General features: G+C 70.2%; 17 protein-coding genes. 9 read left to right on the forward strand and 8 right to left on the reverse strand.

The genetic code is table 11. From position 1 onward, the window contains the following. Positions 1-65 precede the first annotated feature (65 nt). Positions 66-623, reverse strand: coding sequence for a DoxX family protein (locus ACQEV1_RS13690; RefSeq protein ID WP_433394113.1), 558 nt, complete (start codon positions 621-623; stop codon positions 66-68). A 78-nt stretch (positions 624-701) separates the two neighbouring features. Here ACQEV1_RS13690 and ACQEV1_RS13695 point away from each other — a divergent pair, with 78 nt between their 5' ends. Together ACQEV1_RS13695 and ACQEV1_RS13700 are read left to right on the forward strand one after the other, a co-directional pair. After that, positions 702-1,586 (forward strand): SOS response-associated peptidase, encoded by an 885-nt coding sequence (locus ACQEV1_RS13695; RefSeq protein WP_433394115.1) that lies wholly within the window; start codon positions 702-704, stop codon positions 1,584-1,586. Between the two features lie 19 nt (positions 1,587-1,605). Next, positions 1,606-1,938, forward strand: coding sequence for a TraR/DksA family transcriptional regulator (locus tag ACQEV1_RS13700; RefSeq protein ID WP_285570340.1), 333 nt, complete (start codon positions 1,606-1,608; stop codon positions 1,936-1,938). Here ACQEV1_RS13700 and ACQEV1_RS13705 read toward each other — a convergent pair. After that, on the reverse strand, positions 1,935-2,714 hold the full coding sequence (locus ACQEV1_RS13705; RefSeq protein WP_285570338.1) for a methyltransferase domain-containing protein: 780 nt from the start codon (positions 2,712-2,714) through the stop codon (positions 1,935-1,937). The two genes, ACQEV1_RS13700 and ACQEV1_RS13705, sit on opposite strands and share 4 nt — an antisense overlap. A gap of 258 nt (positions 2,715-2,972) precedes the next feature. Between ACQEV1_RS13705 and ACQEV1_RS13710 the strand changes: the two genes are divergently transcribed. The 6 genes from ACQEV1_RS13710 to ACQEV1_RS13735 all read left to right on the forward strand — a co-directional run bounded on the left by ACQEV1_RS13710 (position 2,973) and on the right by ACQEV1_RS13735 (position 8,611). Further along, on the forward strand, positions 2,973-3,593 hold the full coding sequence (locus ACQEV1_RS13710) for a sigma-70 family RNA polymerase sigma factor (protein ID WP_285570335.1): 621 nt from the start codon (positions 2,973-2,975) through the stop codon (positions 3,591-3,593). A gap of 37 nt (positions 3,594-3,630) precedes the next feature. Further along, a complete protein-coding gene (gene rsrA / locus ACQEV1_RS13715) occupies positions 3,631-3,897 on the forward strand; it encodes a mycothiol system anti-sigma-R factor (protein ID WP_285570332.1) in 267 nt (88 codons plus the stop codon). Positions 3,898-4,149: 252 nt separating this feature from the next. After that, positions 4,150-5,490, forward strand: a complete 1,341-nt coding sequence (locus tag ACQEV1_RS13720) for an HD-GYP domain-containing protein (RefSeq protein WP_285570329.1) — start codon at positions 4,150-4,152, stop codon at positions 5,488-5,490. A gap of 149 nt (positions 5,491-5,639) precedes the next feature. After that, complete coding sequence (locus ACQEV1_RS13725; RefSeq protein WP_285618335.1) at positions 5,640-6,905, forward strand: HD-GYP domain-containing protein; 1,266 nt, start codon at positions 5,640-5,642, stop codon at positions 6,903-6,905. A 104-nt stretch (positions 6,906-7,009) separates the two neighbouring features. Beyond that, positions 7,010-8,326 (forward strand): acetyl-CoA carboxylase biotin carboxylase subunit, encoded by a 1,317-nt coding sequence (locus ACQEV1_RS13730; protein WP_433405892.1) that lies wholly within the window; start codon positions 7,010-7,012, stop codon positions 8,324-8,326. Between the two features lie 72 nt (positions 8,327-8,398). After that, entirely contained in the window at positions 8,399-8,611 is a 213-nt protein-coding gene (locus ACQEV1_RS13735) for a biotin/lipoyl-binding carrier protein (protein ID WP_285570319.1), read from the forward strand. Positions 8,612-8,674: 63 nt separating this feature from the next. Here ACQEV1_RS13735 and ACQEV1_RS13740 read toward each other — a convergent pair whose 3' ends face one another. Further along, positions 8,675-8,860: a hypothetical protein gene (locus ACQEV1_RS13740; RefSeq protein WP_433394120.1), complete on the reverse strand. Its 186-nt coding sequence runs from the start codon at positions 8,858-8,860 to the stop codon at positions 8,675-8,677. A gap of 243 nt (positions 8,861-9,103) precedes the next feature. On the opposite strand from ACQEV1_RS13740, the gene ACQEV1_RS13745 reads away from it, so the two are divergent. Continuing rightward, complete coding sequence (locus tag ACQEV1_RS13745) at positions 9,104-10,357, forward strand: RNA-guided endonuclease InsQ/TnpB family protein (RefSeq protein ID WP_433394122.1); 1,254 nt, start codon at positions 9,104-9,106, stop codon at positions 10,355-10,357. On the opposite strand, the gene ACQEV1_RS13750 is transcribed toward ACQEV1_RS13745, so the two are convergent. The 5 genes from ACQEV1_RS13750 to bioB all read right to left on the reverse strand — a co-directional run bounded on the left by ACQEV1_RS13750 (position 10,333) and on the right by bioB (position 14,712). Then, complete coding sequence (locus ACQEV1_RS13750; RefSeq protein WP_433394124.1) at positions 10,333-10,875, reverse strand: GNAT family N-acetyltransferase; 543 nt, start codon at positions 10,873-10,875, stop codon at positions 10,333-10,335. The genes ACQEV1_RS13745 and ACQEV1_RS13750 overlap by 25 nt on opposite strands. Positions 10,876-10,949: 74 nt before the next feature. Continuing rightward, complete coding sequence (gene mctP / locus ACQEV1_RS13755) at positions 10,950-12,569, reverse strand: monocarboxylate uptake permease MctP (protein WP_433394126.1); 1,620 nt, start codon at positions 12,567-12,569, stop codon at positions 10,950-10,952. Next, on the reverse strand, positions 12,570-12,815 hold the full coding sequence (locus ACQEV1_RS13760) for a DUF3311 domain-containing protein (protein WP_285570307.1): 246 nt from the start codon (positions 12,813-12,815) through the stop codon (positions 12,570-12,572). A gap of 81 nt (positions 12,816-12,896) precedes the next feature. Then, a complete protein-coding gene (locus tag ACQEV1_RS13765) occupies positions 12,897-13,652 on the reverse strand; it encodes a hypothetical protein (protein ID WP_285618325.1) in 756 nt (251 codons plus the stop codon). A 46-nt stretch (positions 13,653-13,698) separates the two neighbouring features. Next, the gene (gene bioB, locus ACQEV1_RS13770; RefSeq protein WP_433394129.1) at positions 13,699-14,712 is read right to left on the reverse strand and encodes a biotin synthase BioB; all 1,014 of its coding nucleotides are present in this window, start codon (positions 14,710-14,712) and stop codon (positions 13,699-13,701) included. Positions 14,713-14,796: the final 84 nt, after the last annotated feature.

Raw genomic sequence — 14,796 nt, forward strand, 5'->3', positions numbered from 1 at the left:
GGTGGTCGCGGCCGGAGGCCGCCCCGGGAGCCCGCGCCGTGGGCGTGGGGCTCGCGGGCGGTCTCTCAGCGGCCGATCTTCACCGCACGGCGCTGGGCGTGGGCGGCGCGCTTGGCCGCCTTGCGGCGGACGCGTTCGGCCCTACGGCCGGCCTCGGCCTTGGCGATGGCCGCCTGCAGGCGTGCCTCGCGCAGGTTCGTCTTGGCCGCCTTGACCGGGCGGTGCCGGCTCGGTGCCGCGGCGGCGTACAGCAGCACGCCGAACAGCCCCGCGTTCTTCAGCATGAGGGCGCGTTCGACGCCGCGACGCTCGGGGTCGTCCTCCTTCCAGAACTGGTGCTCGGTGAGCAGCGCGGGCACCACCTCCGCCGCGAGCAGGAGGGTCGTGAGGCGCTCGAACTTGCCGAGGGCGAACAGCGCACCGGCGCCGAGCCCGATCGCGCCCTGGATCCGTACGAGCGTCTCCGGATCCTTGGACGGCAGCCAGGCCACCCGGTCGGCGAGCGGCTTGAGAACAGGGGCCACCTTCTCCGCGCGGGGAGCCGGATTGCGCAATGTCTCGAGTCCGGTGACCATGAATGGCGCCGCGACGAGCGGGCGCGCGATGGTCCTGATGATCTGCATAACACCGGTCATGCCCATCGAAGGCGCGGTCAAGCGCGGTTCCTGAGATGGAGCGGGGAGAGAGGAGAGCATCGGGCGATGTGCGGTCGGTACGCGTCCACGCGGGGGCGCCAGGAGCTCGTCGACTTCTTCGGCGTCGACGGTGACGAGGCGGACGATCTCGAACCGGACTACAACGTCGCCCCGACCAAGCCGGTGCCGGTGATCCTGACCCGCCGAAGCGGCAGCGACGCGGCGAGCGGAGTGAGCGACGAGTGGACGCGACCACCGAACGCGGGCGGCACCGCCGCGGCGAGCGGAGTGAGTGGGGAGCGGACGAGTCCCGAGTACGCCGGCGGTGGCCGGGCGGTCGGTGCGACCGAAGGTGAGGAACCGGCCGGGCGTGACCTGCGTGAGTTGCACATCGCGCGCTGGGGGCTGGTGCCGTTCTGGGCCAAAGACGTCTCGATCGGTGCCCGGATGATCAACGCCCGGGTCGAGACCGCGCACGAGAAGCCCGCGTTCCGGCGGTCGTTCGCGCTGCACCGCTGCGTCGTCCCGGCCGACGGCTACTACGAGTGGCAGGTGACCGGTGACGGCGTCAAGCAGCCGCACTTCATCCGCCCCGCCGACGGGGGCATCCTGGTGATGGCCGGGCTGTACGCGGTGTGGCGGTCACCGGACGCCCCCGGCGGGCGGTTGCTCAGCTGCACGATCCTGACCACCGAGGCGACCGACGACCTGGGCCGCATCCACGACCGGATGCCGATGCTGGTGGAGCCGGACCGGTTCGACGCGTGGCTGGACCCGGCGCTGACCGACCCCGACGAGGTCCGGTCGCTGCTCGTCCCGGCCGCGGAGGGGCGACTCGAGTCGTACCCGGTGTCCACCGCCGTGAACAAGGTGGCAAATAACGGCCCGGAACTGGTCAGACCGCTGCCCCGAATGGGTACTTCTTCAGTATCTCCCCTCACTCTCTTCTGACCACGTGTCGGAGGTGCGCATGGCTCTGGACACCGCGCGCAAGCGCCTCGATGAGATGCTCGCCGACCTCGAACGGTCGATCACGGCCGTGCAGGGGGAGCACCCGGAGGCCGAACACCACACGGCCGACGCGGGCGCCAGCCTGTCGGACACCGACCGGGTCGACGCCGCCCTCGCGGCGTTGCGCCGCCAGCGTGCCGAGGTGCTCGCGGCGCTCGCCCGCGCCCACGAGGGCACGTACGGCAAATGCGTGGACTGCGGCCTGCAGATCCCCGAAGGCCGTCTGGAGGCCCGTCCCGAGGCGTCCCGCTGCGTCGCCTGCCAGGGAAAGCACGCCCGGCTCCGCCGCTAGGGAGATGGACGCCGGCCGGCCTTCTTGATCGCGCTGGCGACGAGGTGGATGCCGACCGGTTCGTCGGCCTGGGGCGCGGTCAGCTCCGCCCGTACGAGACGGGGGAGCGACTCGGGGCTGGTCTTCAGCACGTGCTCCACGGTCGACGGCGACAGGGCCGTGCGCGGCCGGATCCACTCGACCTCCAGGTCGCACTCAGTGAGCAGGTCGCGTAGCTGCTCGACGCCGAAGCACCGGGTGATCGTGCCGTCCGGCCAGGGCACCAGCATGACCTCCGAGCGCGGCACGTCGGACAGGTGGGCCCAGTAGTTCTGCTCCGCCAGGATGGCCATGCCCAGGACGAGGGAGTCCACGCTCAGCAGCACCCGGCCGCCGGGGCGCAGCACGCGGGCGATCTCCGCGACGACGTTCTCGGTGACCAGGTGGCGCGACAGCATGCGTCCCTCGGCCACGACGGCGTCGAACGAACCGGGGGAGAGGAACCCGAGCGAGGACGCCTCTCCGACGATCGTGCGGGTGAGCCGGGGCTGTGGCGTGCCGCGAGGAGCGTCGCGGACCTCGACCACGGTGTGACCCGCGTGCGCCACCTGGTCGGCGTAGCGGGTCTGGGGCCCGGACAGGTCGAGCACCCGTGACGGCCGGCGGGGCAGCCACCGGGACAGCTGCGCGGCCGCCACGGCCCAGTAGAACGTCCAGTAGCTCGCGAGCGACTCGGACTCGCCGACCGCGGGATGCTTCGCCGGAATGGACAGCACGGCGGCTCCTCGGGGATGCATTTCTCCCAATCCTTCCCTGTTGGCGGTACGAGCTCACACTTCATGCCGGTGTGCCGGAGCATTCCCCCGCTCCTGGGAATCCCGTGGGCGCGTGGCGCGTTGCACAGCGTCATAACGGACACTGGCCTGCGAAAGTTCGAGGTGATGATGGCCGTCTTGCTGGCGGACCGACGCGATGCGTCGGTGGTGCACCCGCTATCGTCTGGAGCGTATGGTTTCGGTGCTGGTCCAGAGGCCGGCACCCGCGCGACGGAGGGGGTGGGTCAGGTACCCGAGGCAGTGGAGACTCTGGAGCAACGCAGTCGGCGCTTCGAGCGCGACGTGCTTCCGTTTCTCGACCAGCTGTATTCCGCCGCGCTGCGCATGACGCGCAACCCCGCGGACGCGGAGGACCTGGTGCAGGAGACGTTCGCCAAGGCGTTCGGTTCCTTCCACCAGTTCCAGGAGGGCACCAACCTCAAGGCCTGGCTTTACCGGATCCTCACCAACACCTTTATCAACTCCTACCGCAAGAAGCAGCGGGAGCCGAAGCAGTCGGCGTCGGAGGAGATCGAGGACTGGCAGTTGGCGCGCGCCGAGTCGCACAGCTCGACCGGCCTGAAGTCCGCCGAGTCGGAGGCCCTGGAGCACCTTCCCGACTCCGACGTGAAGCGGGCACTGCAGGCGCTGCCCGAGGACTTTCGGATGGCGGTCTACTTCGCGGACGTCGAAGGCTTCGCGTACAAGGAGATCGCCGACATCATGGGCACTCCTATCGGTACCGTGATGTCCCGGCTGCACCGTGGACGGCGGCAGCTGAGGTCGATGCTCGAAGACTACGCGCGTGAGCGCGGGCTGGCCCGCGCGAACGGGTCCGGGCGCAAGGAGGACTCCGTATGAGCGGCCGGACCCTCGCGCACCCCGGTGAGGTGGCGAAATGAGCTGCGGAAAGCCTCACGAGACCCCCTGCACGGAGGTCCTCGCCCGTATCTACTCCTACCTCGACGGCGAGCTGGACGAGCACGGATGCTCCGACATCCGGCAGCACCTCGACGAGTGCGGTCCCTGCCTGCGGGAGTACGGCCTGGAAGAGTCGGTCAAGAAGCTCGTGCACAAGAGCTGTGGCTGCGACCCGGTGCCGCAGGACCTACGGGCGAAGGTGCTTGGGCGAATTGAAGAGGTTCGCGCCAACCTCGTCGAATGACCGACTTTGCAGTTCGTGGGCGCGCCGCCGACCGTAGGTGACGATTCATTCACGCTTTGCTCACCTTTCCCCCGCGCGTCTGCGTCAGCCGGGGCAGTCGGGTTAGGCTTACCACCGATTCTTCCGGCGTCGATCCGAGGGCGGGCGGTGAGTCAGGGATGAAGGGCTCCCAGAGCCGGAGCCCGACGGGGAGGCGGAGGAAAGTGCGTCAAGGCGTGTCCTGGAATTAGCCCGTAACCTGTGGGGGCGGCATTGCGTGGACTACCCCTCGCCGCATGGGCGTACGTCTGCACGGTCGTCGTGCTCGCGGCCTCGTCCATCGGCCTCTCGTCCCTCGACGGCATCGACTGGACCACACTCGCCGTCCTCGCACTCCTGTCGGTGATCTGCGAGTCGGCGCCGGCGCTGCTCAACAGCGAGAACGCCCGGGTGTCGCTGAGCTACTCGGCGGGCCTGGCCTCGGTCGTGCTGCTCGGGCCGGCGGGCGCCGCGATCGTCGGCGCGTCGGCGATCGTCGCCTGGCGGCGCGACATGGGCATCGTGAAGCGGTTGTTCAACGGGGCCCAGTTCGCCCTGTCGGGCTACCTCGCCGGCGTCGTGTACAGCGCGGCCGGCGGCACGACCGGCAAGCCCACCAACGGCTCGTTCCCGGACATCATCGCGCCCTACCTCGCCGCCGTCGTCACCTACGTCGCGGTCAACCTCGCGCTGATCGGCGTCGTCCTCGTGCTGACCAAGACGGCGCCCCTGTGGGGGTTCCGCTGGCGGCCCATCGGCAACCTCGCCGCCGGCCAGCTGTCGTACGGCATGTTCGGGCTGCTCATCGCGGCGCCGTGGGGGCTCATCGGGCCGTTCTCCGCCGTGCTCGTCCTGATGCCGATGCTGCTGGCCCGGTGGGCGTTCCAGCAGACCAGCGACCAGCAGCAGGCCCACGCCGCGACGATCGCGGCGCTCTGCCAGGCGGTGGAGACCAAGGACTACTACACGCGCGGTCACAGCGAGCGGGTCTCCCGCGGCTCGGGCATGATCGCCCAGGCGATCGGGATGCGGCCCGAGCGGGTCGGCGCGATCCGCTACGCCGGGATGCTCCACGACGTCGGCAAGCTCGGCGTGCCGACCAAGGTGCTGCAGAAGGCCGGCGACCTGACCGAGGAGGAGTTCGCCGCGATCCAGCTGCACCCGATGCGCGGCCTGGAGATCGTGCGGGAGATCGGCTTCCTCGACGAGGCGCTCGCCGGCATCATGCACCACCACGAGCGGATGGACGGCAAGGGATACCCCATGGGCCTGGCCGGCGCGGAGATCCCCGAGTTCGCCCGGGTCATCTCGGTGGCCGACGCGTTCGACTCGATGACCTCCACTCGCTCCTACCGCCCCGCCCGCTCCATCGAGGAGGGCATCGCCGAGCTGCGGCGCTCGGCCGGCAGCCACTTCGACCCCGAACTGGTCGAGGCGTTCATCGCCGCCATCGAACGCCACGGATGGACCCAGCCCGACCCGGTCCCGCCGCCGGAGGAGGGCGACGAGACCACCCAGCAGGACCACGACGACCCCAGCGCGCCCCTGCGCGTCGCCGGCGAGGGCGTCCGGTGACCGGAGGACGTCCGTGACCGAGCGAAGCGAGGGAAGTAAAGACGCGGTCCTGTGGTCGCTCCTTCCGGCGGAGGAGGGCTCGTGACCGAGCGGAGCGTGGGAATCGGAGACGCGGTCCTGTGGTCACACCCCCCGACGAAGGAGGGCTCGTGACCGCGCAGGCCGGACGTCCGCGTCCGGCGTGGCAGTCGCTGGACTCCGCCCAGCTGCTCCTGATCGCGGTGGCCGGGATGCTGATCATCGCCTCCGTCACCCAGGTCGGTGCGGTGGGCCTGGAGGACTCCCGTACGGCGATCCTGTTCGGCGCGCTCATCGCGGTCGGCGAGCTGCTTCGCATGATCATGCCGGGCAGCCGCGAGGTCGCCCCGATCGCGAGCGCGGGCTCCCTCGGCTACGCCCTGCTGCTGCGCGTGGGCAGCGAACCGGCCACGCACTCGGCGTTCCAGGCGGTCACGGTGACGGCCTGCGGCACGCTCATCGGCGCGCTGCCGCACATCGCGGTCGGCCGGATCCCGGCGCTCGACGCGATGGCCCGGCGCGTCCTGAGCCCGGCCCTGGTGGCCTTCGTCTTCCGCCCGATCGGGAGTTCGTCGCTGCAGCATCACTGGCCGTTGCTCATCACGGTGATGGTGCTCACGGTCATGCTCTCCTGCGCCGCCGAGTGGGTGGCCGCGGCGACCATCCGCGCCGAGGTGGTGCGCACGCGGTTCGCCATCGCGCTCGGCGACGAGGTGCGGGCCAAGGTGCCGCTCTGCGCAGCCTCGGGCGCCACGGGCATCCTGATCGCGGTGAGCACGTTCGTCATGGGCCCGGTGGCGCTGCTGGTGTTCAGCGCCCCGATCCTGGTGACCCAGATCGCGTTCCGGCGCTTCGCCGGCATCCGGGCCACCTACCTGCAGACCGTCCGCGCCCTGTCCCAGGTGACCGAGGTCGGCGGGTACGTCGAGGCCGGGCACTCCCGCCGGGTGAGCGAGCTCGCCGTGCAGATGGGACGTGAGCTGGGTATGAACGAGGAGGCGCTGCTCGAGTTGGAGTACGCCGCGCTCATGCACGACATCGGCCAGCTGTCGCTGCGCGATCCGATCCCGGGCGGCGCGACCGTCCTGGCCTCGCCCAGTGAGCAGCGGCGCATCGCCGGGCTGGGCGCCAACGTGATCACCGAGACCGGCGTCCTGAACGAGGTCGCGGAGATCGTCCGACGCCAGTCCGAGCCGTACCGCGCGGTGGAGGGATCCGCCCCACCACTGGCGAGCCGCGTCATCAAGGTCGCGAACGCCTACGATGATCTTGTCGGGGCGTCGTCCGACCGTGACCGGTCGGCGGCCGTGCTCGAACGCCTGCGGGGTGATTCGGCCGCGGAGTACGACCCGACCGTGGTCGAGGCGCTCGGACACGTTGTCGACCGTATGCGCTGACAAGGCGGCACTCGGGTTTTTGTCGGCGAGCATCGCGCTCCGCCGACGCGTGCGTGGTTATTCTTCCTGGGCTGACGAATTGAGGAGGACCGGTGTTCGAGTCGGTGTTGGTGGCCAATCGCGGAGAGATCGCCCGTCGGGTGATCAGAACCGTGCGTGCGCTCGGGGTGAAGGCGATCGCCGTGTACTCCGAGGCCGATGCCGACCTGCCGTACGTCGCGGAGGCCGACGAAGCGGTGTTGATCGGCCCGGCGCAGCCCGCCAAGAGCTATCTCGACGTCGACGCGGTGATGGAGGCCGCGCGGCGCACCAACGCCCGCGCCGTCCACCCCGGCTACGGCTTCCTCGCCGAGAACGCCGCGTTCGCCCGCCGTGTCGCGGACGACGGCCTCACCTGGATCGGCCCGCCCGTAGAGGCGATCGCGGCCATGGGCGACAAGATCAGCGCCCGTAACCTCATGGAGAAGGCGGGCGTGCCGGTCGCGGCCGGCACCCGCGAGCCCGTGCCCGACGCCGACGCGGCCGTCACCGCGGGCATCGGCTACCCCGTCATGGTGAAGGCGGCGGGCGGCGGCGGTGGCATCGGCATGAGCGTCGCCTACGACGAGGCCGAGCTGCGCAAGGCCTTCGAGACGGCGCGCACCCGCGCCGAACGGTTCTTCGGCAACCCCGACATCCTGCTCGAACGCTTCATCGAGCGCGCCCGGCACGTGGAGATCCAGATCCTCGGCCTCGCCGACGGCACGGTCGTGGCCCTCGGCGAACGCGACTGCTCCGTGCAGCGGCGGCACCAGAAGGTCGTGGAGGAGACCCCGTCCACGGGCGTCGGACCCGAGCTGCGCTCCCGCATGCTCGCCGCGGCCGTACGCGCCGGTGAGGCCGTCGGCTACCGCGGCGCCGGCACGGTCGAGTGCCTGGTCGACCCGGCGGCACAGGAGTTCGTCTTCCTCGAGATGAACACCCGGCTCCAGGTTGAGCACCCGGTCACCGAGCTGGTCACCGGCATCGACCTGGTCGAGCAGCAGCTCCTCGTCGCGGCGGGTGAGCCGGTCACGTTCACCGAGGTCGAGCCGCGCGGGCACGCGATCGAGTTCCGCGTCTACGCCGAGGACCCCAAGCGGTTCCTGCCCAGCCCCGGCGACATCACGGTGTGGGAGGAGCCGTCCGGCGACGTCGTCCGGGTCGACTCGGGCTACCAGGCGGGCAACAAGGTCACCCCGTTCTACGACCCGCTCCTCGCCAAGCTGTGCGTCTACGGCGCCGACCGGTCCCAGGCCCTCGCGACGGCGCGGGAGGCGGTCGCGGCGTTCCGCGTCGAGGGCCCCAAGACCAACCTGCCGTTCTTCACCGAGCTGCTGGACAACCCGGAGTTCGTCTCGGGCGACTACGACACCGGTCTGGTGGACCGGATGCGCGCGTGACCAGGGACTCGTCGCACAATTGGATCGGCAAGAGCGTCCGGCAGGCGCCGGCGTCTGAGGGAAGGAGCCGCGTTGGCTGAAGTGCGCGCGGAAATGGTGGCGAACGTCTGGAAGGTCGTCGTCAACGAGGGCGACACCGTGGAGGACGGAGACACACTCGTCATCCTGGAGTCCATGAAGATGGAGATCCCGGTCATCGCCGAGGACTCCGGCACGGTCGCCAGCCTCAAGGTCGCCGAGGGCGATGTCATCCAAGAGGGCGACCTGATCGCCGTCATCGAGTAGCCGGACGGACCGCCGGACCCCCGACTCGGAGACTGCCCGGAGGCATGAATGCCGGGCAGTCTCTCAGCCCGTACGCCTGCCGTGCCGGCTGCAGTCGGCGGTCCAGCCGCCGGGCGTCACCTGGACGACCATGCGGCGGCGGCATTCGGGGCAGTAACGCGGAGGCTCCATCGTCCGCGCCACCCGGCATCCTCCATGGTCACCGCCGGTGAGCGGGTCTCCGCAGTGGTCACAGTAGGTCGCCGTCACGGTGCAGCAGCGTACTCCAGGAGCGAGCCAGGGCGCCGGTGACGGGTTCAGCGTGATCTAGCGAGGATCAAGGGCCGGGGGAGGATCGCTTCCCTCGTGGTGCGGCGCGCTAGCGCCGCCTGGACCGGTACTTGGGCGCGGGAGACCACGTGCGCGCGCAGGGGTGTAGGCCACGCTGCGGTCCCTGCGGATATCGGGGATTCCGATCCTGTGTGACACAGAAGAACGTTATGGTTACCTTCTGTGAAGCTGGTGGTGCAGGTCAAACTCACGCCGGATGCCGCGCAGGCACTGGCACTCGGGAGCACCCTGCACGCGGTCAACGAGGCGGCGAACTGGGTATCGGCCGTGGCGTTCGACCACGGTGTCCCGCACCTGTACGAGCTGCGCAAGCACACCTATGCCGAGCTGAAGTCGCGGGGTCTGGGGGCGCAGGCCGCCCAGCACGTCATCAAGAAGGTCCGCGACGCCTACACCACCTTGAAAGCGAACATCGCTGCCGGGAACCTCGGCAAGCCGGGCACTCGTCGCCGCGTCAAGGCCGAGACCAAGCCGATCGTGTTCCGGCCTGAGGCCGCGCAGCCGTATGACGACCGGTGTTTGTCGTGGCGGTACGACGCGGGGACCGTGTCGGTGTGGACCGTCGCCGGCCGGGTGAAGAACATTCCGTTCGTCTGCTCCCCAGGTGCGCTCAAGACACTGCAGGCCTACCGGCAGGGGGAATCGGATCTGGTCCGGCGTGATGGGGTGTTCTATCTGATCGCCACGTGTGAGGTGCCCGAGGCCGAACGGTATGAGCCAGGGCGGTTCATCGGCGTGGATCTGGGCATCGCCGCGATCGCCACGACCTCTACCGGTTACCAGGCGGCCGGGCGGGGACTCAACCGGCACCGCAGGCGGCAACTCGAACTGCGCCGCAAGCTTCAAAAGAAGCACACCGAGTCCGCCAAGCGGCTGCTCAAGAAGCGCAGACGGAGGGAAAGGCGTCACGCGGCGAACCAGAACCATGTCATCGCCAAGACGATCGTGACCGAGGCTGAACGCACCTCGTCCGGGATCTCCCTGGAAGATCTCACAGGAATCCGGCAGAGGGTACGGCTACGCAAGCCCCAACGGGTCGCGCTGCATTCTTGGGCCTTCGCCCAGCTCGCAGACTTCATCGTCTACAAAGCTCGGCGGGCCGGTGTGCCCGTGGTCTTCGTCGATCCGGCCTACACCTCACAGCAGTGCTGTGAGTGTGATCACATCGACAGCGACAACCGGGTCAGCCAATCGGTTTTCCTCTGCCGGAACTGCGGGGTCGTTGCCCACGCGGACCGGAACGCCTCCCGCAACATCGCCCGCAAAGGCGAGGCTGTGTGGACCGCGGGGCGTGAGTCACGCGTCCCTGCCACCCCTAGGAGTGGCTGGACGGAGGAGCCCACCCGGCAGCCAGCCGGGAGCTACCTCCAAACCCGGTTTTCACGACCGGGTCAAGTTGACAGCGGCAATGCGTAGGTCAGAAGCTCCACACCGGGATGGGGCTGCCAGTCGCGCTCTGGCGTTCGCGTGAAGCCCAGCCGCCGGTAGATCCGGTGCGCGGCGTGCATCACCGGCTCGGTGGACAGCCGCAGGGCGCGGCAGCCGTCCTCGCGCGCGCGGCTGATGCAACGGCGGACGAGCGCCTCGCCGAGACCCAGTCCGCGTGCGGCCGGCACCACCGCGAGCATCCGGAACTCCGCCTCGCCCGGCGCGGTCAGCTGCGCCCACGGGCTGCCGTGCCGGCAGTAGGTCACCGTGCCCGTCGGCTCGCCGTTGTGCGTGGCGACGAGCAGTTCGGCCTCGCGGGCGCGGGCGACCGCGTCGCGCAGCCGCAGGATGTAGCTGTTGTCCGGGTTGATGTAGCCCCCCGCCACGTAGATCGCGGCGGTCAGCTCGCCGATCGTGGCGAGCTCGTCCGGCCGCGCCACTCTGATCTCCACCCCGGGCGGGTACGGGTGCGCGGACTGGTCCGGTGGCCGAGTCTCCTCGCTCACCCTCAGAGCCTAGACCACCACAAAGCAGGATCCGTCCCCCAGCCCCGGTCACGGAACACCGATCCCCTGCCGGATCAGTCGGTGACGAGTTCGGGAAGGTCCGTCACGCCGGGCTCGTCGGCGTCGGCGGTGTAGTCGCCGGGCCGGGTCTCGTCCGTCCCGTCCGGTACGCCGGCCGCCCGGAAGATCACCGTGAGCACCACCACGACGATCAGGTTGATGACGAAGGCGGTCAAGGCGATGTAGCCGGGGTGGCCGAGGAACGGGATGTCCGCGGTGGACTGGGCGAAATGCTTCTGCGTCGGCGAGTGCTGTTCGTAGGCGGTCACCGTGCCGTACACCATCGCGACCGCCCAGCCGGCGAGCAGCGCCCACCGGTGGAACCACCGGGTGTAGAGCCCCAGGCCCAGCGAGGGGAACGTCTGCACGATCCAGATGCCGCCCAGCAGCTGCAGGTTGATCGACAGCGTCTTGTCGAAGGCCAGCACGAAGACCAGCGCGCCGATCTTGACGAGGAGCGACACGAACTGGGAGACGCGGGTCTCCTCGGCGGCCGTCGCGCCCGGCCGGAAGAACGCCGTGTAGACGTTGCGGGTGAACAGGTTCGACGCCGCGATCGACATGATCGCCGCCGGTACGAGCGCGCCCACGCCGATCGCGGCGAAGGCCACTCCGGCGAACCAGCCCGGGAACACGTGGTCGAACAGCGTCGGCACGGCGAGCTGCGGGTTCTTCGCGGCCCGGACCGCGGCGGCGACGTCGGGCCGGGCCAGCGCCATGTAGCCGAGCAGGGCCAGGAGCCCGAGCAGCAGCGAGTACGCCGGCAGGAGCGCCGCGTTCCGCTTGATCACGTCACGGCGCCCGGACGCCAGCGCCCCGGTGACCGTGTGCGGATAGATGAACAGTGCCAGCGCCGACCCCAGCGCGAGCGTGCCGTACGCCCAGTGGGTCATGTCGCCGGTCACGAGCGAACCACTCGGTCTGCCGGTCGCCGGGTTGGGCTTGGCCAGGCTGCTCTGGGCGCTGTCGAAGATGTGCCCCCAGCCGCCCAGCTTCGTGGGGATGTAGATGACCGCCACGATGATCACGAGGTAGATCAGCGTGTCCTTCACGAACGCGATCAGTGCCGGCGCGCGCAGGCCCGAGGTGAAGGTGTAGGCCGCCAGGAGCGCGAACGCGATGAGCAGCGGCAGGTCCCTGGCGAGCCCGGAGCCCTTCACGCCCATGACGGTGAGCACGGCCTGGATGCCGACGAGTTGCAGCGCGATGTACGGCATCATCGCCAGGATCCCGGTGACCGCGACGGCCAGCCCGAGCGTCCGGGAGCCGAACCGCCCGCGGACGAAGTCGGCGGTCGTGACGTAGCCGTGGACATGGGAGACGGACCACAGGCGCGGGCCGATGAGGAACACGATCGGATAGGCGATCGCGGCGTACGGCAGGGCCCAGAACCCCATCGCGCCGCTCGCGAAGACGGCCGCGGGAACCGCGATGAACGTGTAGGCGGTGTACAGGTCGCCGCCGAGCAGGAACCAGGTGGTGAACGTGCCGAAGCGGCGGCCGCCGAGCCCCCACTCGTCCAGGTGCATGATCGTCTGCCCGCGCCGCCAGCGCGCGGCGAGGAAGCCCATCACGGTGACCGCCGCGAAGAAGATCAGGAAGACGGTCAGCTCCACGCCGTTGACGTCGTCCATCTAGTCGTCCTCCTCGTCGGCGGGGCGTGCGGGCCGGGCCCGGCGGCTGAGCCGGTACGCGACGCCGATGAACACCGCGGTGAGGATCACCCAGAGGAGCTGCCACCAGTAGAAGAACGGGAATCCGGCGAGTCGCGGCTCGACCCTGGCGTAGCTCGGGACGGCGAGGTAGACGACGAACGGCGCGATCAGCAGGACCGCGACCACGACTCGTACGGCGGGGCTGGTCGAACGCGGATCAGACATGCGGAGGCCCTTTCGAAACCACGTTTCGCTGTGGGCCACTGTGAACGCGGCCGGTCACGATGCGGTAACGGCCGCGGCCGATCACCGGACGAGCGCGGCGCAGTCCGGCTCGTCGGGGAGCAGCGGGCGGACGGTCACCCGGTACGTCTGACCGCGGTCGCGCCACTGGGGCCGGCCGGCCAGCCGCTGGGCCGACGCGGCGTCGCGCCCGGTGAGGACCGTGCAGGTGCGGCCGCCGACCTGGCCGCCCGTGCTCAGCGGCTTCAACGGCCACTTCGGCGCGTCGCTCCCGCCCGCGGGCGCGGTGGCCGCCAGCACGGCGACGCGCGACGGCCGGTACGGCCGCGGATCGGTGCTCTGGTCACCGCGCGGCCAGGAGGACGGGACGAGCCGGGGCAGGAACCGCGCGGCCGGGTCGTCGGCGTGCCGGCCCTCCTGGATGACCTTCGTGGTGTGCGGCCGGCCGCCGGTCACGAAGGTGATCACCTTGTAGGTCGCGTCGGCCATGTTCCGGTCGTCGACCGTACGGGACCTGGCGAGCCCGGCCGCGGAGGCGTCCGCGACCAGGCGGCGCAGCGCCTGCGGCGTGAGGTGGTATTCGGTCGGGTGCGCGCCGCCGGTGATCGCACGCCCGTCGCCGTACAGGGAGAAGTCCGGCATGGTGCCGGGCCCGCCCAGGCCGGCGAAGCCTCCCGTGGTCTTCGTGCGCAGCACGAGCGCGTCCGCCGAGCCGAGGCTCGGGGACGACGAGTCATCGGTCTGGGCCTGAGAGTCTCCGGCGCAGCCCGAAGCGAGCAACGCGACGCCGGCGAGCACCGTGACGACCGCCGTCTTCATCGCGACCACCTCCCCGAACTCCGACGGTAGTGGGCGCCCGCTGGTTCTAGAGCGTTTGTGACAGTGCCTTGATCGGCATTTTCAACTCGTCCAGCATCTCCAGGTCGCTGCCGGTCGGACGACCGAGCGTGGTGAGGTAGTTGCCGACGATGATCGCGTTGATGCCGCCGAGCATGCCCGACCTGGTGCCCAGGTCGCCGAGCGTCAGCTCACGCCCGCCCGCGTACCGCAGGATCGTGCGCGGCAGCGCCAGCCGGAAGGCCGCGATGGTCTTCAGCGCCTCGGCGCCCTCGACCAGCGGGTAGTCGGCGAACGGCGTGCCGGGACGCGGGTTGAGGAAGTTGAGCGGCACCTCGTCGGGCTCCAGCGCGCCGAGCTGCGCGGCGAACTCGGCCCGCTGCTCGACCGTCTCACCCATCCCGACGATGCCGCCGCAGCACAGCTCCATGCCGGCGGCGCGCACCATCTCGCAGGTCCGCCAGCGCTCCTCCCACGTGTGGGTGGTCACGACCTTGGAGAAGTGCGACTTCGGGGCCTCGAGGTTGTGGTTGTAGCGGTGGACGCCCATCGCGGCCAGCTCGTCGACCTGCTCCTGGGTCAGCATGCCGAGCGAGCACGCGATGTTGATGTCCACCTCCTTGTTGATCGCCTCGACGCCCTCGCGCACCTGGCTCATCAGCCGCTCGTCCGGCCCGCGGACGGCGGCGACGATGCAGAACTCGGTGGCGCCCGTGGCGGCGGTCTCCTTGGCGGCCCGTACGAGCGAGGGGATGTCCAGCCACGCCGCGCGTACGGGAGAGGTGAACTGGCCCGACTGGGAGCAGAAGTGGCAGTCCTCCGGGCAGCCGCCGGTCTTGACCGAGACGATGCCCTCGACCTCCACCTCCGGGCCGCACCACTTCATGCGCACCTCGTGGGCGAGCGCGAGCAGGTCCTCCAGGCGCTCGTCGGGCAGGGTCAGGCACTCGTGGAGCTGCCGCTCGTCGAGCCCCTCACCCCGCTCCAGCACCTGGGTACGCGCGACGGCGAGAATGTCGGCCTGCCGGGTCGTCTCGCTCACGAGCCCTCCTTCGTCGGGGGAGTGACCAGGCGCGCGTGTTCTTTGGTTCGCTCGCTCCGCTCGCTCACGAGCCCTCCTTCGTCG

It is taken from the genome of Actinoallomurus sp. CA-142502, assembly GCF_050936355.1.
Lineage (GTDB): Bacteria > Actinomycetota > Actinomycetes > Streptosporangiales > Streptosporangiaceae > Actinoallomurus > Actinoallomurus iriomotensis.

Coding starts and splice junctions, on each gene's coding strand:
- ACQEV1_RS13690 (WP_433394113.1), bottom strand. CDS start 623: ATGCAGATCATCAGGACCATCGCGCGCCCGCTCGTCGCGGCGCCATTC.
- ACQEV1_RS13695 (WP_433394115.1), top strand. CDS start 702: ATGTGCGGTCGGTACGCGTCCACGCGGGGGCGCCAGGAGCTCGTCGAC.
- ACQEV1_RS13700 (WP_285570340.1), top strand. CDS start 1,606: ATGGCTCTGGACACCGCGCGCAAGCGCCTCGATGAGATGCTCGCCGAC.
- ACQEV1_RS13705 (WP_285570338.1), bottom strand. CDS start 2,714: ATGCATCCCCGAGGAGCCGCCGTGCTGTCCATTCCGGCGAAGCATCCC.
- rsrA (WP_285570332.1), top strand. CDS start 3,631: ATGAGCTGCGGAAAGCCTCACGAGACCCCCTGCACGGAGGTCCTCGCC.
- mctP (WP_433394126.1), bottom strand. CDS start 12,569: ATGGACGACGTCAACGGCGTGGAGCTGACCGTCTTCCTGATCTTCTTC.
- ACQEV1_RS13760 (WP_285570307.1), bottom strand. CDS start 12,815: ATGTCTGATCCGCGTTCGACCAGCCCCGCCGTACGAGTCGTGGTCGCG.
- ACQEV1_RS13765 (WP_285618325.1), bottom strand. CDS start 13,652: ATGAAGACGGCGGTCGTCACGGTGCTCGCCGGCGTCGCGTTGCTCGCT.